The 18,859-nt window shown below is 37.2% G+C and carries 17 protein-coding genes; 10 read left to right on the top strand and 7 right to left on the bottom strand.

Annotated features, from left to right (window positions below; all coding sequences use genetic code 11):
• The first annotated feature begins 127 nt into the window (after positions 1–127).
• Positions 128–1,057, top strand: coding sequence for an AEC family transporter (locus tag ACQQ2I_RS01300; protein ID WP_431028754.1), 930 nt, complete (start codon positions 128–130; stop codon positions 1,055–1,057).
• Between the two features lie 277 nt (positions 1,058–1,334).
• On the opposite strand, the gene ACQQ2I_RS01305 is transcribed toward ACQQ2I_RS01300, so the two are convergent.
• Entirely contained in the window at positions 1,335–2,240 is a 906-nt protein-coding gene (locus tag ACQQ2I_RS01305) for an AEC family transporter (protein WP_431028755.1), read from the bottom strand.
• Positions 2,241–2,271: 31 nt separating this feature from the next.
• Positions 2,272–3,060: an IclR family transcriptional regulator domain-containing protein gene (locus tag ACQQ2I_RS01310; RefSeq protein WP_431028757.1), complete on the bottom strand. Its 789-nt coding sequence runs from the start codon at positions 3,058–3,060 to the stop codon at positions 2,272–2,274.
• 111 nt (positions 3,061–3,171) lie between these two features.
• Between ACQQ2I_RS01310 and ACQQ2I_RS01315 the strand changes: the two genes are divergently transcribed.
• The 6 genes from ACQQ2I_RS01315 (at position 3,172) to ACQQ2I_RS01340 (ending at position 9,548) form a co-directional block, all read left to right on the top strand.
• On the top strand, positions 3,172–3,876 hold the full coding sequence (locus tag ACQQ2I_RS01315; protein ID WP_431028758.1) for a CoA transferase subunit A: 705 nt from the start codon (positions 3,172–3,174) through the stop codon (positions 3,874–3,876).
• The gene (locus ACQQ2I_RS01320) at positions 3,857–4,498 is read left to right on the top strand and encodes a 3-oxoacid CoA-transferase subunit B (RefSeq protein WP_431028759.1); all 642 of its coding nucleotides are present in this window, start codon (positions 3,857–3,859) and stop codon (positions 4,496–4,498) included. The genes ACQQ2I_RS01315 and ACQQ2I_RS01320 overlap by 20 nt, the downstream gene beginning before the upstream one ends.
• A gap of 13 nt (positions 4,499–4,511) precedes the next feature.
• Positions 4,512–5,711: an acetyl-CoA C-acyltransferase gene (locus tag ACQQ2I_RS01325; RefSeq protein WP_431028760.1), complete on the top strand. Its 1,200-nt coding sequence runs from the start codon at positions 4,512–4,514 to the stop codon at positions 5,709–5,711.
• Positions 5,712–5,738: 27 nt separating this feature from the next.
• Positions 5,739–6,752, top strand: coding sequence for a TAXI family TRAP transporter solute-binding subunit (locus ACQQ2I_RS01330; protein ID WP_431028761.1), 1,014 nt, complete (start codon positions 5,739–5,741; stop codon positions 6,750–6,752).
• 30 nt (positions 6,753–6,782) lie between these two features.
• Positions 6,783–8,750, top strand: a complete 1,968-nt coding sequence (locus ACQQ2I_RS01335) for a TRAP transporter permease (RefSeq protein ID WP_431028762.1) — start codon at positions 6,783–6,785, stop codon at positions 8,748–8,750.
• Between the two features lie 246 nt (positions 8,751–8,996).
• Positions 8,997–9,548, top strand: coding sequence for a hypothetical protein (locus ACQQ2I_RS01340; protein ID WP_431028763.1), 552 nt, complete (start codon positions 8,997–8,999; stop codon positions 9,546–9,548).
• Positions 9,549–9,639: 91 nt separating this feature from the next.
• On the opposite strand, the gene ACQQ2I_RS01345 is transcribed toward ACQQ2I_RS01340, so the two are convergent.
• Positions 9,640–9,888, bottom strand: a complete 249-nt coding sequence (locus ACQQ2I_RS01345; protein ID WP_431028764.1) for a hypothetical protein — start codon at positions 9,886–9,888, stop codon at positions 9,640–9,642.
• A gap of 210 nt (positions 9,889–10,098) precedes the next feature.
• Positions 10,099–11,601 (bottom strand): catalase, encoded by a 1,503-nt coding sequence (locus ACQQ2I_RS01350; protein ID WP_431028765.1) that lies wholly within the window; start codon positions 11,599–11,601, stop codon positions 10,099–10,101.
• Between the two features lie 410 nt (positions 11,602–12,011).
• On the opposite strand from ACQQ2I_RS01350, the gene ACQQ2I_RS01355 reads away from it, so the two are divergent.
• The gene (locus ACQQ2I_RS01355) at positions 12,012–13,859 is read left to right on the top strand and encodes an SLC13 family permease (RefSeq protein ID WP_431028766.1); all 1,848 of its coding nucleotides are present in this window, start codon (positions 12,012–12,014) and stop codon (positions 13,857–13,859) included.
• Between the two features lie 32 nt (positions 13,860–13,891).
• On the opposite strand, the gene ACQQ2I_RS01360 is transcribed toward ACQQ2I_RS01355, so the two are convergent.
• Positions 13,892–14,323 (bottom strand): hypothetical protein, encoded by a 432-nt coding sequence (locus tag ACQQ2I_RS01360; protein WP_431028767.1) that lies wholly within the window; start codon positions 14,321–14,323, stop codon positions 13,892–13,894.
• Between the two features lie 219 nt (positions 14,324–14,542).
• On the opposite strand from ACQQ2I_RS01360, the gene ACQQ2I_RS01365 reads away from it, so the two are divergent.
• A complete protein-coding gene (locus ACQQ2I_RS01365) occupies positions 14,543–14,740 on the top strand; it encodes a hypothetical protein (RefSeq protein WP_431028768.1) in 198 nt (65 codons plus the stop codon).
• A gap of 491 nt (positions 14,741–15,231) precedes the next feature.
• Here ACQQ2I_RS01365 and ACQQ2I_RS01370 read toward each other — a convergent pair whose 3' ends face one another.
• A complete protein-coding gene (locus ACQQ2I_RS01370; protein WP_431030422.1) occupies positions 15,232–16,050 on the bottom strand; it encodes a YitT family protein in 819 nt (272 codons plus the stop codon).
• Between the two features lie 355 nt (positions 16,051–16,405).
• On the opposite strand from ACQQ2I_RS01370, the gene ACQQ2I_RS01375 reads away from it, so the two are divergent.
• Entirely contained in the window at positions 16,406–17,758 is a 1,353-nt protein-coding gene (locus ACQQ2I_RS01375) for a transposase (protein WP_431028769.1), read from the top strand.
• 207 nt (positions 17,759–17,965) lie between these two features.
• On the opposite strand, the gene ACQQ2I_RS01380 is transcribed toward ACQQ2I_RS01375, so the two are convergent.
• Positions 17,966–18,811: a TetR/AcrR family transcriptional regulator gene (locus ACQQ2I_RS01380; protein WP_431028770.1), complete on the bottom strand. Its 846-nt coding sequence runs from the start codon at positions 18,809–18,811 to the stop codon at positions 17,966–17,968.
• Between the last annotated feature and the right edge of the window lie 48 nt (positions 18,812–18,859).

Consider the following 18,859-nt stretch of genomic DNA (forward strand, 5'->3'; position numbering starts at 1 on the left):
TAGAGCAAGCTTGAGATGTATCGGGAGACATCTCAAGCTCTTTTTGCTAATTCATGTAGAAAATGCACCAAAAAGGGAGGGGTTCGTGTACAGTTAATAATATAAATAAATGGAGAGGATTTAAGTTATGGTTTATCTATCGATGATTTTCTTCCAAATCGTAGCGCCGATATTGATCTTACTTATTGTAGGGGCGATTTTGCAGAGGAAATTTCAGTTTAATTTAAAGGCGTTGTCGCATTTAATTACGTATTGTTTTATGCCAGCTGCTGTTTTTGTCAATATTTACGAGACGAAAATTGAAATGGCAGTAGTAGGGCAATTAACACTGTTCATCGTGTTATTTATCGGCAGTCAAATGATCTTGAGTCATTATTTAGCGAAGATGATGAGGCTTGATCGACAAGAATCCGCGGTCTTTAAAAATAGTGTCGTGCTCATTAACTCGGGCAACTACGGGATTCCCGTAGCACAAATGATTTTTGTGACGCAGCCAATAGGGGTAGCGATTCAGGTCATCCTTGTTATTTTTCAAAATGTGACGACGTATACATATGGGCTTTATAATTTAATTTCTGCAACGAAATCGGGGATGGAAATTGTCCGGGACTTTTTAAAGCTGCCCATCATCCATGCCCTTTGGATAGGGGGATTATTAAATTATTTAGACGTCCCGATTCCACAAACGTTTCAAATCCCGCTTGATTATGTAGCAGGGGGATTTGTTGCCGTTGCACTGATTACGCTAGGTGCTCAGTTATCACAAATTGAGATGAAGACAATGTTTAACAAAACGATTTTCATTAGCTGTTTTACCCGATTAATTGTAGGGCCAGCCGTGGCACTTGGCATCATTTACTTGCTAGGGATTGACGGCGTTGTCGCGCAATCATTGTTTATTGCTAGCGCCTTTCCAACATCCCGCAATAGCTCGAGTCTGGCATTAGAATACGATATTGAATCTGCAACAGCAGCACAAACCGTCTTATTTTCAACGATTATTAGCTGTTTGACGGTGACGGTCGTAATTTATATGTCGAATATTTTATTTATATAAAAATAATTCATACTAATACCCCTTTTGTGGTTATTATTTTTATTTATTACTAAAGTTAGGGGTAAACTATAGAAAAATTAGACCTTATGACGAAAGAATATACAATATAATAAATAATAAAACTAGTAAAGAAAATTGTTTATTTTCTTTACTAGTTTTATGTTTTCACTTATTAGATTTTGAATATAGAAAAATTCAAGGATTTTAGTATGACTTTAGCGGTGATTCCCAATGTAAGTATAAGTCAACAGTATCCTCAAACAAAGACTATTTTTAGTTAGTAACCTAAAATGCTTAGCGTAATAGGCACTGTAATAATGCTTAATAATGTGGTTATAAATGTTGTAAATGCAACTAAATCTGCTTCGGTATCATAACGAAGTGCATACATCGTTGTATTAGCTGCAGATGGCATTGCCATTTGTAAAATAAATACAAGCTTTGCTAATTCACTAATTGGAAAGTAATGAATAACTATGGCAGCAATAATTGGTGATATAATCATACGAATAATTACAGCAATATTTACATAAAGATATTTTACTTTCTTAATAGAAATAGAAGCGAGTTGCATTCCCAAGATTAACATAACAATTGGAATAGTTGCATCAGCTAATAAGTATACCCCGTTTGTAATAAACTCAGGTACTTTAATATGAAGCAAATTAAATGTTACAGCTAGGAATACAGTGTAAATAACCGGCATATGAAGCACATTTGAAATGGCTTCCTTTGTTGTATAATTTTCTTTACCTCCTAAAGCAGCAAAGAAAATACCAAGCGTATTCATTAGTAATGAATGTAATACTAAAATAATAACTGCATAGGAAAAAGCAGTTTCCCCATAAGCAAATAATATAATTGGCGCCCCATAATTTCCGCTATTCATAAATACGGTGCTTAATATAATAGCCGAGCGTTCAGAATAGCTAGATTTTAGCAGCTTGCTAGCAAAAAGCGCAAGTAGCAGCAAAATCCCTGCCATTACTAAACATCCAGTAATAATATAAACATATTCCAACGTTATTGGATTGGAGTAAAACGAACGAAATGCAAGACATGGTGATAAAATATAGATTGAAACGCTAGAAATTGACTTAATATCAAATTTTAATTTTTTATGTGCGATATAGCCGAGTGTAAAAATAATAAACACTGGCAGCATAATATTTAGTAGGCCCATTCCTCTTTTACCCCTCTATAAAATTAACTGTTTAAAGGGCTACATTAGCGATTTCATTCGAGATTGCTTTAGCTGTTTCAAGTAAATAGGGAACTAGGTTTCTTTCAATTTGAGCTATATCTCCGATTTTTGAACTATGGATTGAAACATTTATTGCAGCAACAACTTTACCTTCATTATTGCGTAAAGGAGCTGCAATTGAATTGAGCCCAACTTCTAATTCCTCATTAATAATGACATATCCCTTTTCCTTAATAGAAGAAAGTCGCTCACGTAATTTTCCCGTATCGATAATTGTTTTATCTGTATAACGTTTAAGTGTTGTTTCCGCTAAATACGTTTCAAGTTTATCTTCGGGTAAATGAGCAAGTAAAACTTGTCCCATTGAAGTTGCATAAGCAGGTAAGCGAGAACCTACGTTAAGTGCAACACTCATTATTTTTTTTGTTGCTACCCGTGCTACATATACTATTTCATCTCCATCAAGTACAGAAATAGAAGTAGACTCTTGTACTTGATCTGAAAGTTGCTCTAAAAACGGTGTTAAGGCTGTCCAAATTCTTTTAGAGGAAATGTAGGAAAAGCCTAACGATAAAATTTTAGGTGTTAGCGAAAAAGAACCTGTTTTGCTGTGATGTAAGTAACCTAAATGCGTTAATGTTAGCAAAATACGACGTGTAGCAGGTCTACTTAATCCTGTGATTTTAGCAGCCTCGCTAATTGTTAATTCTGGGTTTTCTTCAGAAAATGCTCGAATAACCATTAATCCTTTTACAAGTGATTGGACTAAATCCGTTTCCTTTATTTTTTCATTTTCCATTGACAGACAATACCTCCATATGATTTAGTATTATTAATTGTACGTTATATAAACCATTGTACACATATCGTACAAAATAAGCAACTAAGATTAAGGTAAAGGGTGAGCTGATTGAAAAGAGATAAACAAGTTTCAGTTTTGGAAGCGATTTCACGTATTCAATCTGGCATGTCAATTATGGTGGGTGGTTTTGGTTTAATTGGGAGTCCTCTAACATTGATTGAACAATTAACAGAACATGATGTGAAGGATTTAACTATTTATAGTAATAACATCGGTGAAAGTGGTAAGGGTTTAGGGAAAATATTACAACAAGGAAAAATAAAGAAAGCGGTCGGATCGTATTTCACAAGTAATCGAGATGTTGTAAAACTTTACAACAAAGGTGAAATGGAAGTCGAGTTACTTCCACAAGGTACATTTGCCGAAGCAATTCGTGCAGGTGGAGCTGGGTTAGGGGGATTTTATACAAAAACTGCAGTTGGAACAAAGTTAGCTGAAGATAAAGAAATAAAAGTGATTGATGGAGAAGAATATTTATTTCAAAAGTCATTAAGAGCAGATGTAGCAATTATTCGAGCGTGGAAAGCAGATAGAGCTGGAAATTTAATTTATTACAAAACAGCTCGTAACTTTAATCCTAATATGGCGACAGCAGCTAGTTATGTAATTGCAGAGGTTGATGAAATTGTAGAGGTAGGTGAACTTTCATCAGATGAAATTGTGACACCACATTTATATGTCGATGCTATTGTTGAAAGTCGGTTGGTATTAACAAAAGAGGGAGTTGTTGAGCGTGACAAATGTAAAGTATGAGATTGCTAGACGAGCAGCTCAAGAATTGCCGAAAGGAGCTATTATTAACCTAGGCATCGGGATTCCGACACTTATAGCAGATTGTATTGATGAATCTGAATACGTGCTTCATACAGAAAATGGATTACTTGGTGTCACAAAAATTGATGAAGAAAATATTGATCCTCTTATTGTAAATGCAGGGAAAATTCCTGTAGGTGAGGCTGTAGGCTCATCTTACTTCAGTAGTGCAGATTCATTTGCAATGATTCGAGGGGGGCATGTTGATGTAGCTGTATTGGGAGCTTTACAAATCGATGAAACTGGAAAAATTGCGAATTGGGCTGTTCCTGGAAAAGATATTTTAGGTGTTGGTGGGGCGATGGATTTACTAGAAGGAGCAAAAAAAATTATCGTAACAACAATGCACACATCCAATAGTGGAGAACCTAAAATCGTAAAGAAATGTACTTATCCTATTACTTCGCGTCGAGTAGCAGATGTCATTGTGACAGATATTGCGGTCTTTAAATGGCGAGGTAACGAGTATGAGTTAGTAGATTTATTGGGTAATGCGACTTTAGAAGAAGTAGCAAGGAAAACAGAGGCACATTATCGAGTAGCATCACATTTACAACAGTAGGGGGGCAAAGAGGATGCAAGAAGTGTTTATTATCGATGCAGTTCGTACACCAATCGGGCGTTATAAAGGAGCATTAAGGAATGTTCGTCCAGATGATTTAGCTGCTAGTGTCATTAAAAGTTTAGTGGAACGTAATCCACAATTACCTGTTCATGAAATCGATGATGTTATTTTGGGTAATGCAAATGGCGCTGGTGAGGATAATCGAAATGTAGCACGAATGGCTACGTTATTAGCCGGCTTACCACAAGAAGTGAGTGCTACAACAGTAAATCGATTATGCGGATCGAGTCTTGATGCAGTAAGCCACGGAGCAAGAGCGATTTTATCTGGCGAAGCAGATATTATCATAGCTGGTGGTGTTGAAAGTATGACAAGAGCACCGTTTGTCATGGCAAAACCAGAATTAGATTATCCACGTGGCGACATGAACCTTTTCGATACTACAATTGGCTGGCGATTTATTAACTCTAAGTTAGATGCACTATATGGTACAGATACAATGCCACAAACGGCTGAAACAGTAGCTCAAAGAATGGGCATTACCCGTGAGGTACAAGATCTTTTTGCCATGAATAGCCAACTAAAAGCAAAGGCAGCAATTGAGCAGAAGAAGTTTACAAAAGAGATTGTGCCAGTTGAACTTCGTGATAAAAAAGGGAATGTCACACTTTTCGAGCACGATGAACATCCAAGACCAGATGTAAATATTGAAAAGCTCAGTAAATTAAAACCTTTATTTGAAGGTGGTTCAGTTACTGCTGGTAATGCATCTGGTGTAAATGATGGTGCTGCAGCCTTATTATTAATGAGTAAAGAAAAAGCTGAGGCTCTAGGGTTAAAACCGATGGCGAAATATATTACTTCAGCTACTGCGGGTTTAGAGCCAGCTGTTATGGGGTTAGGTCCAATTTTTTCTACAAGAAAGCTTTTAGAAAAAAATAATTTAACGATTGAAGATTTTGATCTATTTGAGATTAATGAAGCGTTTGCCTCTCAATCAATTGCTTGTATTCACGAATTAGGTATTGATGAAAGTAAAGTAAATGTTAATGGAGGAGCTATCGCCTTAGGGCATCCATTAGGAGCAAGTGGTGCTAGAATATTAACTACATTGTTATATGAAATGAAGAGACGAGGTGCACAGCGTGGTTTAGCTACAATGTGTATTGGGGTGGGACAAGGCATTTCAGTAGCAGTAGAGAATATATAAAAATTTAAAGCAAAGGGGAAAAATAATATGAAAAAATGGAGCTTGTTAGCCGTATTATCAATGTTAATCATGATTTTAGCAGCATGTAGTGGATCTTCAGATGAAGTAACATCTTCAGGTTCTGAAGATGGAAGTACTTCAGGTGGTGCATCGGGAGCACCAGCGGATTTCTCATTTGGTTCAGCAACAGTTGGTGGATTCTGGTACACGTTATCGGGAGCTATGAGTGAAAAAATGAAAGATTACTTCCCAAATTCAACAACTACAATTGTTGAGGGTGGGTCAACTTCCAATATTTTAGGTATGAACCAAGGGATTTATGCAATTGGTATTACAAATGCACCAAACATTATTGAAGCAGAGCAAGGAATAGAGCCATTCGAATCAAAAATTGAAAACGTTTCAACAATCGCTACATTATATCCAAACGTATTCCATATTGCGGTACGTGCAGACTCTGATATTTATACAGTAGAAGATTTAAAAGGTAAAAAAGTAAGTCCTGGTATTAAAGGATATAGTGCTGAATTAGCATTTTTAGAAATCTTAAAAGCAGAAGGTATGTCTTATGATGATTTGAGTGGTATCGAATATATCGGTACTTCGGATGCGGGAGATTTATTACGTGATGGTCATATCGACGCAATCGCAAACCTTTTATCTGCACCAGTATCGACATACCAAGAGTTAGATACAACATTAGGTATCCGTTTAATTGAATTAGATACTGAGACAATTGCAGCACTAGCAGAAGTAAACTCAGCATATATGGAGTTCACAATTAAAGGTGGAACATATGCAAAAATCAAAGAGGATGTAAAAACTGTAGCAGCTTATTCAGCTTTAATGGCAAGTGATGATTTAATTGATGAAGAAACAGGCTACCAATTAACAAAAATGATGTTTGAAGAGGCAACGAGCTGGAAAACAATTTCAAGTGTTATGAATGATTTTACTCCAGAGTACTCAGTTCAAAATACAGTAGGGCGTTTACACGTTGGTGCAGAAAAATACTATCGTGAGTTAGGGTTAATCGAATAATACTATTATAGATGATAGGGGGGAATCTATGTGTCTAATCTTCCGAATTTAGAGGAACTAGAGGAAAAGTCAACGGTATATGATGATGACGGTGTTGAAAACACGAAGCTACGCCAATTCGGGAAGGTTACAGGTATTGTTATTTCTTTAGTAGCAATTGCAATGTCTATATTTCATGTCTATACAGCGATTTTTGGTGTATTCGAGTCGATTTTACAACGATCAGCGCATCTTGGATTTGCGTTAGTACTAGTATTTGCAATCTACAAACCGACAAAGCGTGTCACAAAGGAAACCGGGAGAGTCCCATTTTACGATGTAATCTTTATCGTATTATCAATCGTTTGTTATTCGTATTTTGTTACTAGTGCGTCGGATATTTCGGAGCGTTTAAGTTATGTAACACCTTTAGAAAATTATGAAGTATGGATTGGGCTTATTGGTGGTCTATTATTAATAGAAGCAACTCGACGTGTTATTGGAAATGCGCTTGTGATTATCATTGTTACATTCCTGTTATACGGCTTCTTTGGCCATTTAATTCCTGGTACTCTAGGGCATCGTGAGTTTAGTACAATGTGGATTGTAGATCATCTGTTTTATACAGTAACAGGTGTATTTAGTACCCCGTTAGGTGTATCATCGACATTCATTTTTATGTTTATTTTATTTGGTAAGTTTTTAGAGGTATCAGGTGCGGGTAAATTCTTTATCGACTTATCAGTAGCTGGTATGGGGAAATATCGTGGAGGCCCGGCGAAAACTGCAATTGTTGCGAGTTCAGCGTTAGGTACAATTTCAGGTAGTGCGGTAGCAAATACGGTTACAACTGGTGCCTTTACGATTCCGTTAATGAAGAAAACGGGTTATGACAAGGAATTTTCTGGTGCGGTTGAGTCAGTATCTTCAACGGGTGGTCAAATCATGCCACCAATTATGGGGGCATCAGCATTTATTATTGCATCTTATTTAGGTGTTCCTTATATGGATATTGCGATTGCTGCTATTATTCCTGCATTACTTTATTACGTATGTCTATATGTACAAGTGGATTTACGTGCCGCTAAAATGGGATTAATAGGTCTGAAGAAAGAAGAATTACCGAACTTTATGGAAGTACTAAAGAAAGGGTTCTTATTCTTTGTTCCGCTGATTGTGATTGTATATCTATTAGCAACAGGTAGTTCTGCGATGAAAGCAGGCTTATATGCAATTGTCATTGTTTTAATTGTTGGCATTATTAATCGCTTTGAAAAGATTAATTTCACAAAAATTATTAAAGCGCTAGATTTAGGTGCGCGTGCTGCAGTGGAAACAGCTATTGCATGTGCGGCATCGGGCATTATTGTAGGCATTATTAGTCTAACAGGTATCGGCTTGAAATTTAGTAGTTTAATTTTAGAGATTTCAGGAGGTATTTTACTTGTAACTTTAATTTTAACAATGATTACAAGTATTATTTTAGGGATGGGTCTACCAACTGTAGCAGCATATGTAGTACAAGTACCTTTAACAATCCCTGCATTGATTGAATTAGGTGTACCAGCATTAGCAGCTCACTTATTTGTATTTTACTTTGCAGCATTATCTGCGATTACACCGCCAGTAGCATTAGCGGCCTTTGCGGCAGCAGGTATTTCAGGCGCAGATCCGATGCGAACAGGTGTAAGTGCTCTGAAGTTAGGCCTTGCAGCATTTATCGTCCCATTCTTCTTTGTGTATGGACCGCAGTTAATTATGATTGGTTCAGTTGGAGAGATTATTGTAGCTTCTATTACTGCCGTGATTGGTATTATTGCAATTGCAATGGCAGTAGAAGGATGGGTGTTTAGAAAATGTACATGGATGGAGAGAGTCTTTCTAATTGTGGGAGCATTTACTTTAGTAATGCCAGGGATAGTTACAGATATTATTGGTGTCGTAGTATTAGCACTAGTGATTGTTATGCAAAAAGCAACGAGTAAACAACCAATTTCAACAGTAGAAGAAAATCTTTAAAAAAGAGGGTGGATCGGTAAAAATCGTGAAGCCCTTTTTTAGCGAAGAAAAAGTATATATATACTACCTTTTACAATTTTAATATTCATCTGTGCGTTAGTAATCGATAAAGTTGTTACAGGGAGGACGCTAGTTTTTTGGAACAATCATCCTGATATCAACCTGTTAATATATGTATTTCGCCCTTTTTATAGACCGTTGTTGGGCTTTATGACTGTTGTAGTTATTTTAGAAACATATTTTTCTTTGTCGGTTTTAAATGTTATTTCATTATTGGTTATTCCGTTTGTTTCGCTATGGTTAGTATCAATGAAGGAGCAAAAACAGTTATTTGTACAATTGAGACAACATTTTCTTATTGTAGTACCAAATATGTATCCTCATTTAGGTATTATATTGGCAGCTAGTTTTTTTGTACAAGCATTACATCAACCAATATATGTTGCACAGCTTAATACATTATTTACACGGTGGAATTCATTGATAAGTGGAGAGTGGTGGTTAATAGTAGCGTTAATGTTAGTATTAATACTTTCTATAGTCGGTGTACATATTTTTGTTGCTTTTACGCTTACTATAAATATTTTTCAACCGAGCATACTAAATATTCATTCAGGTTTTTATAGTATTTGTATGTTATTAATGTTAGCTATCGCTACGATGATTAGTCCTTTTAATGGATCGAATTCCTTAATGGGTTCACTTAGAAAAGAAAGTACATTTGTAATTTGTAGACGGAATTTACCGACTGCACTAACATTATTAATATTGTTAATCGGTTTAGTTTTGTTTATTTAAACTAATGTTTTATTCGAATTTTTCTAGAGTTAAATAGTTGTAAAATGAAAAAACTGTTGAAAAGGGGAGATCCCACTTTCATACAGTTTTTTTATTTATTAATTTGCTCTTTAAGCTCTAAAACCCGTTCGATCGGTGTTTTCGTTGATTCACTAATGATATGTACATCAACATCTTCTTCAAGTAAAGCGAGTATAATGCTTTTTTTAGCCTCCACTAAAGAAAGGGCGGATTTACGTAATATGTCTTCTGCTTTTTCCGCTGTAAGCTTTGTTTCGGTCATATCCTTTTGGGCTTTTTCAAGTTGTTCAGATGTGAATAATCGGCGTTGATCGCTCATATATACCGTCTCCTTTACCATATTATACCTCATATAGTATGTCGAAGAAATAAAAAAACCGCCACGCTCAATGCATGACGGTTCCAAAGGATATTAATGGAAACAGATACTTTTGGCGCCTTTGTAAGCGATGTTGAGCATGTAGAGACGGACGCCAAAAGTGGATGAACAGTAATATTTAAGAGTTTGTGTTCATAAAGAGCGAATACATTAAGCGTTTGTTACTGTAGATTGTACATATGGATTTGAAAGGTCCATACCCTCTAAAGATAAGCCCATCGCTTTTGCGACACCTTCACCGTAAGCTGGGTCAGCTAAGTAGCAGTGTAAGATGTGACGACGTTTGATGAACTCTTCAACGGGTGCCATTTCAGCAGCCGTTGTTTCGAATAGACGCTGTTGCTGTTCAGCACTCATTAAACGGAATAGCTTACCTGGCTGCTCAAAGTAGTTGTTATCATCTTCACGGAAGTCGTAAATGTCAGCTGCGCCATCTAACGTAAGCGCTGGGTCTTTATATTGTGGCTGCGCTTGTAGAGCACCGTAGCTATTTGGATAGTAAGTCAATGCACTACCGTTGTTTCCATCAGCACGACCTGCGCCATCGCGGTGGTAAATCATGAATGGGCATTTTGGTGTGTTCACTGGAATTTGGTGATGATTTACACCTAAACGGTAACGAGTTGCATCTTGATAAGCGAATAGACGTGCTTGTAACATACGGTCTGGTGAGAATGAAATACCAGGAACTACGTTAGATGGAGCAAATGCCGCTTGCTCAACGTCTGCGAAGTAGTTTTCTGGGTTACGGTTTAATTCGAATTCACCTACTGGAATTAATGGGAACTCCGATTTATACCAAACTTTCGTTAAGTCGAATGGATTGTCTTTACGGTTACGCGCTTGCTCTTCCGTCATGACTTGGATGTACATTTTCCATTTTGGGAAGTCGCCTTTTTCGATTGCTTCGAATAAATCGCGTTGTGAAGATTCGCGGTCTTTTCCGATAATTTCAGCAGCCTCTGTACCCGTTAAGTTTTTGATGCCTTGTTCTGTACGGAAGTGGAATTTTACGTATACACGTTCACCCGCCTCGTTAATCATTGAGTATGTGTGAGAACCGAAACCATGCATTTGGCGGTAGTTCGCTGGGATACCACGGTCCGACATAACGATTGTTACTTGGTGTAACGCTTCCGGTAATGAAGTCCAGAAATCCCAGTTCGAGTTTGCGTTATGCATATTTGTTTTAGGATCACGCTTCACGACGTGGTTTAAGTCTGGGAAGTGTAATGGGTCACGGAAGAAGAATACAGGTGTGTTGTTACCAACCATATCCCAGTTTCCTTCTTCAGTATAGAATTTTAAAGCGAAGCCGCGGATATCACGTTCTGCATCAGCCGCACCACGCTCACCTGCTACAGTAGAGAAACGTGCGAACATGTCTGTTTTCTTCCCTACTTCAGAGAAGATTTTTGCTTTTGTATATTTCGTAATGTCATGTGTTACGGTGAATGTACCAAATGCACCTGAACCTTTCGCATGCATACGGCGTTCCGGAATCACTTCACGGTTAAAGTTAGCTAATTTTTCAATTAGGAAAACATCTTGTAATAAAATGGGACCACGGCGACCAGCTGTTTGTACATCATCATGGCTAACTACTGGAGCCCCAGTGATCGTTGTTAAAGGACGATTATTTAAGTTTGTCATTTATAGTACCTCCTAAAAATGAAATTTAAAAAACTCTTCGTTAATTACTATAGCAAATGTAAATCATAATTTCTACTAAATTATAATAATTATTATTAAGAAATTTTTATTGTGAAAGATAAATAGGTTTTATGAATAAAAAGAAAGGTGATTTCATATGGGAGTTGAATTAAACGTAAGGAATTTAAGGTTTTAATCGTATATTAGCTGAAATAATAAGTATGATTATGATATAGCTAGTAGATAAGAAAAGGTTTTCACTATCTCTATGTTGAAAATATGAGGTTCTAATTGAAAATGTAAGTAAATAAATGGTATGTATTAAATGGCAATTTAGAGGGAAAGAAGAGACCTTTTTCATATTATCGTATACAATGACAGATGATGATATGTAGAAAGGGTATGTAGCTGTGCAATTAACATTTACATTTATTATTTTAGCCGTAACGATTGTTTTGTTTATGACAAATCGAATACGTGGGGATCTTGTGGCCTTAATGGCATTACTCGCATTTGTGATTTTAGGCATTTTAACACCTGCTGAAGCGTTAGCTGGATTTTCGAACTCTGTTGTAATTATGATTGCCGGGCTCTTTGTAGTAGGTGCTGGGATTTTACGTACGGGTCTTGCTGGCATGGCAGGGAATTTACTATTGAAATGGTCAGGTGATAGTGAGCTAAAATTATTTATTTTACTACTCGTCATTGTGGCATCAGTGGGCGCGTTTATGAGTAATACAGGGACGGTTGCCTTAATGCTACCAATTGTGGTTAGTATCGCGATGAGCATTAAAGTAAGCCCGTCAAAGTTTTTAATGCCATTATCATATATTGCGAGTATGTCCGGGCTGATGACATTAATCGCATCACCACCGAACTTAATCGTCAGCCAAATTTTAGAGGATAACGGATATGCAAAGCTTGGCTTCTTTACGATTACACCCATTGGGATTATTGCAACGATTACGGTAATTTTGTATTTAGTCATTGTACGTAATAAATTATTGCCGAATGAGAAAAATCGTTCACAATCGGAGGCAGGGTACAAGTTGTCACCGAAAAAAATTGCGAAGGATTATGCATTAAAAGATAAGATGTTTCGCGTTGTTGTACCGGCCGCATCTCCAATAATCGGTCAGGCACTTGCTGACTTAAAGTTGCCAGCAAAATATCATATTTATGTGATGAAAATTCAACGTCGTGCATCAGAAGGAATCAATCTGCTTGCGATGACGTATCAAGAAATGGCTGGTCCAACAAGTATCGTTCATGAAAATGATGTGTTGTATGTACAAGGAATGGCGCCAGATGTTGAAAGTTTTGTGCTGGAAAACGATCTACAGCTCGAAATAGTAGCGGATGATGAGATGCAACAATTAATTTCAAAGCAGATTGGGGTAGCGGAAGTATTATTAACACCGACTTCTCGATTAATTGGTGAAACCGTAAGTAAAATTGGCTTTCGCGAGAAATATAATTTAAATATTTTAGGAATTAACCGAAAAGGTGCGTATTTATTGCAAGATATGGCCCAACAAAGACTTCGTTTCGGAGATGCTATCTTAGTGCAAGGGGCATGGGAGGAAATCGATTTGCTTTCACGCGAAACGCAAGATGTGGTCGTTGTCGGGCAAACACGTGAACAAGCAGGACTCGCAGCAGCAAATGGTAAGGCGTGGATTGCCGGTTTAATCATGCTTTTTATTGTAGGGCTGATGGTGTTTGAAGTGTTTGATGCCGTTATTTCTGTACTAATCGGCGCTGTATTAATGATTGTCACAGGCTGTATTCGCAATATGGACGATGCTTATGGCAAGATGAATTTTGAAAGCATTGTGCTTGTCGCGTCTATGCTTCCGATGGCAACGGCGCTTGAAAAAACAGGTGGTATGACGATTTTATCGAATACGATTATTGATGTACTGGGTGATTTCGGTCCGTATGGGGTGTTGATGGGCATTTACGTGCTAACGGTCGTATTCGGACAATTTGTGAGTAACACCGCAACAGCTGTCCTATTTGCGCCGATTGCCATGACCGCTGCCATTACGATGGATGCCAATCCGTATACATTTATGATTGCCGTTGCCGCAGCTGCTGGTATGGCATTTGCTACACCGATTTCTTCACCAACCAACTCACTGGTCATGACAGCGGGTGGCTATAAGTTTATCGATTTTGTCAAAGTCGGGGTACCACTACAAGTGATTATGTTTATCGTCATGATGATTGTTGTCCCTATTTTATTCCCATTTTAAACCGAAAGCAGCTTGTAATAGGCAAGCTGCTTTTAAATTTGAAAAAATAATAGATAGTTGATTTGATAGACCGCAAGCATGGAGATGACCGTTGAAAGAGCAGGATACATATAGAACAGGTCATACTTGATTTTTAGTACACGGCGTTTTGGATGCATTGTTTGCAACACTTTTCCGGTGATAATGGTAATAGTAATGACTAAGCTGATAAGGGTCAGGATGGCAAGACCGATTTTATGGCTGAACTGACTCACTGTATGAAATAGTGTAGGTGGATCTAATAGTAGGTGAGCGCTTGGTATGGTAGGTAAGGGTGTAGGGGCTAATAGGGACTGGAAGCTAGTAGAGAAGCTACCGATTATCATGGCGATCAGGGACTGTGTAAATAACATCGCAATACCAAGGAGGGCTCCTAATAGTAGACCGAGCAAGACTAACTGGAAGGCGCGTTGTTTCATGGACATTGTATACACCACATCCTTTTTTCTATTGTATGCAGTAGGAAGGCAGTGCAACAATTGGGGTGGTTTAGAAAAGTAAAGGATCCTTTTTTAAAAGATAAGCCACAAATTTGCGCAAGTATCACCAGTTACCGGAAAATCAATTGTCATTTGATATACAAAGGATGATTTACGGTGTTTTGTGTAGTAAATGTCGTTACAAGGTGAAAATGGACTTTATGTATGGACAATTTGAATGTGCACATTGCAAGTGGAGAAGCATTTCAAGATTATCGGTTATTGGTGAGCGAATGGATTACAAATCGTGAATTTTGCGATTTCATGGGCATTTGTTCTCAAGATGCCGTAGCCAGATTATTAAAGAAGCTCAATTTAGAAAAAGTCGGTTCGAAAAGAGGGGGGAAATATAAAATAAAATAGCAGAGTCGCGTAAAAGAGCTTCGAAACCGCGTAAAAGTGTAGGAAAGTCGCGTAAAACTGCCCCAAACCCGCGTAAAACCATAAGAAACTCGCGTAAAAACCCCGATACACACAAAAACCATCCTTATGCGTAAGGATGGTTCATATGAGACAGGGAGACAACCGGATTTTTTCCTTGAGCAGTATCTCCTAAGAAATAATGCTCTTTTATTGTCTGTAAAAGTTAATGGTGAAGTACGGAGCACCTTTGTTCAAAGATAAGAAATTATAAACTTTTTCTAATTGAAAGGGTGTCTAGGCATTCGGGCCAAAATTTATTTTGCGAAGAAAGCATAAGCGGCAGGAGCACGCTGCTCGAGGTCGCTTTACCATTACTACGCGTAGCAAGAACGCTAGGTGATTGCTTCGGTGCGCTTGTCGCAGCTAAGCGGGCGTGAATGCGTTTTGCTTTATAATCAAAAACTCTGCCAAATATTTGGCAGAGTCGAATACTAATGGATATCGCGTTTTTTGAACCTGCCACCGCGAACCTCAGCTACATCTGAGACAACGATAAAGGCGCTTGGGTCAATTTCTTTAATGATTTCTAGCATTTTTGTTTCTTCCATACGGTTAATAACACAGTTTAACATATCCGTTTCTTCATTAGAAAAACCACCACGACCTGTTGTATAAGTTACACTACGACCGAGACGATGTTGCACAATTTCTCCGATTTCTACGGATTTTTTACTAATAACAAGCACGGATTTTGATTTTTCAAGACCGACTTGTACAATGTCAATCACAGTTTTTGCAATATAGTAAGTTAAGGCAGAGTATAATGCGCTTTCTAAATCATAAATAAACACAGCAACTGCAAAAATGAATACATTAATGACTAAAATGATATCCCCAACAGAAAATGGAATTTTACGTGAGACAAGTACAGCCAATACTTCTGAGCCGTCTAATGCACCACCGTTACGTAGTACAATACCAATACCAACCCCAAGTAAAATACCACCAGAAGCGACAACTAATAATGGGTCCTTTGCAGATAAAATCGGGTCAATATGATGCATGACAATTGTGCCTGCTGAAAGGGCAGCAATCCCAATGATACTCATCATAGCGAATGTACGTCCAATTTGTTTATAACCGATATATACAAATGGAATGTTCAAGATGAATAAGAATACCCCTAGTGGAAGCTCAGAGATTTTTGCCCCCATAATGCTGACACCGGTAACACCACCATCAATGACCCTATTAGGAATTAACACAGCTTCAAGTCCATAAGCTGTAATCGCTGCCCCGATAATAATCATAATAATCTTTCGTATATTTTGTTTTATTTTACTATTCAAATAGAATTCCTCCTTTTAATGACGGTAACAATTATACATGAAACAAAATAGTAGATGGAAATGATTACGTCGACAACGAGGTGTTTTTGTGAAATACCTTATCAATTTTGGGTAATTATTATACGTATTAATGTATAAATAGTTTCGTAGGTAGCTAAAAAATTTTATTAGGATAGTATTTTTTATATAAATGAGTTAATTTCATAATTCTAAACCCTTGTCTCCCAAGGGTCTCAAAACAATAAAAAATGGGCACCTCCCCAATTTGGTATAATTTAAGTGACCAAACCAAAATTATCCTTGAGGTGAATGCCCTATGACTATTGTAAAACAAATGCGTCTATTTGACATCCATGAATTAATGGAAATGGAAAGTTCTCATCGTTTTGATGCGATTTTGGTCACCTTTGATTTACAGCCGATTTTTCAACTGTTCAGTCAAAAGACAATGCGTGGCGCTCCAAGAGAATTAAACTATGGTGCAATGATTCAATCTTTAATCATTCGCATTGTGGAGCGTATTCCAACAGTAAAAGATTTAATCAAACGTCTAAAATATGATCTTATCTTTCGTTTAGATTGCGGCTTTTTACTTTCCGATTCGGTGCCTTCTGAAGCTTCTTATTCACGCTTGGTCGACGTGATTAGCCAGTCAGAGGTCTTCGATAAATTGCAGGACGATCTGATTCAAACAGCCTTTACGGAAGGGTTTCTGAATGATCAGCACCTAAGTGTTGACGCGACACATTTTGAAGCTCGCGATGCGTCAAAACCATCTGAGAAAAAAGAAAAAGCACCGAAAAAACGTGGACGTAAATCGAAAAAAGAACGTGAGGCTTGGCTTGCAGAACAAGCTGAAATCGAGACCAATCTCACTACTTATGAAAAGAAATTAGAAGCCCAATTAACGATTCCAACACCGACACTTTGGCAAGACATCCCGATCGAACCCAAGTGGGGCGTCAAGAAAAATAGTGACGGCAAAAACACGTTCTGGTTCGGCTTTAAAGGGCATTTAGCTGTTTCAACAAAAAGTCAGTACATTGTGGCACGATTGATGTCGTCTGGAAATTTAAGTGATAGTAAAGCAGCCATACCCCTGTTAAAAAAGATAGCAGAAGTCATACCAAAACAATTTTCAACCACTATTTTTGATGCAGGATATGATTATGAAGCGATTTACCGACAAATCTTACATCAAGACATGAAAGCAGTCATTCCATACGTTAAACGTCGTGAATCCGAAATCTTGGGCTTCGATGAACATTTTCGTCCAACATGTGTACGTGAGCATAGCTACTGTTACGACAGCTTTGACGAGAAATACTCAAGTTTAAAATTTACACGTCCAAAAGAATGTGCAACGTGTCCATTACGCGAGGATTCACTGTGTCAAAAGGTATTCAAAATCAAGTGTGAAACGGATATTCGCAAGTATACGTATCCAGCAAGAGGCTCCGCATCATGGGATAAACTGTACAAAGAACGTACAGCCGTTGAACGCGTGAATGCCTATTTAAAAGAATATTTTCAATTAAATAATGTCCGTCATCGAACAGGTAGAAAAGCCAAGCTCCATTTCAATCTGGTGACGTTTATTTATAATGCCTGCCAATTAGCCATTGATCGTTTGAATGTACAATTGACTGAACAAAATATAGCTGCATAATTTTTAAAATTAAAATCGAGAAATTGGGTTAGTCTAAGCTTTTGAAAAAATCGATTTATGAAATTGATTCAAATAATTGAATATATTGATACAAAACGTTTTGCTGTATAAAATAGCGCACCTAGGTCTAGGTGCGCTATTGTCATTTTTTGGACACAATATTTTGCGTATTCGTTGAAACTAAATTTTGCATGAAGCGTAAGAATATTAGGACTTGGTTGAAATTTCGTACATATACGCAATCCACTTACTATGAGAATTGGCACGTAAATTTTTTAATAGTCCTTGTTCTACAGCAGGAGATAGGGATGGCGATAATAAATGCTGATGTAAAATCTCGATGGATTCATGCACGATTGAATCGTCAATTTCCTCTAGTTTCTTTTCTAAAAATAAAATCAACTCTTCTTTTGTTAAAGAAACGGCACTTGCTTGTGCTGCTGGATTCAGCTCTGGAGAGAAGAATGGAATCTTCGCATATTTTGCAATGATTGTTACTTTTTCAACAAGTGAACGACAAAGTGTATCCATATCAATGTCACTGCTAATATTGATGTTTTCTTTTATAAAGAAGCCAATATAATCCCCAATAAAGGCCTGGATCGTAAAAATTAAGTCAGGTATCATATGATCTTCTACATAATCGAACTGTTTTTTTACGATTGTATGAACAAAGTGATTGAGGATATTCTGGTAAATTTCCAGTTTCTCAAAAATTTCTATACTACTACAAGTTGCTTGGTGTTCTTTTATAAATAATTGAGCGAAATGTGCATATTTTCTAAAGGAGTCAAAGGATTGATAATAATAGCTGTATAGCAGTTGACTTGTTGGTAAATCTGAATTGACCACTCGTTCAACATCTGCTGCAATTTCACTCATGAAGTAATCGATGAGAGAGAGAATTAATTCGTCTTTTGATTTGAAGGAAAGATAAAATGCACCTTTAGAGATACCACATTTATCCGTGATTTGTTGGATAGAAGTCGCTTCGAACCCTTGTTTTGCAAATAGCTCTAAAGCGTTTTCCATTATTAATTGTTTTTTAACCATTTGTGACACTCCCGCTCGATTTATTGACTTTTGACCAACTGGTCATTA

The organism is Lysinibacillus sp. LZ02 (genome assembly GCF_050613145.1).
Taxonomy (GTDB): domain Bacteria; phylum Bacillota; class Bacilli; order Bacillales_A; family Planococcaceae; genus Lysinibacillus_B.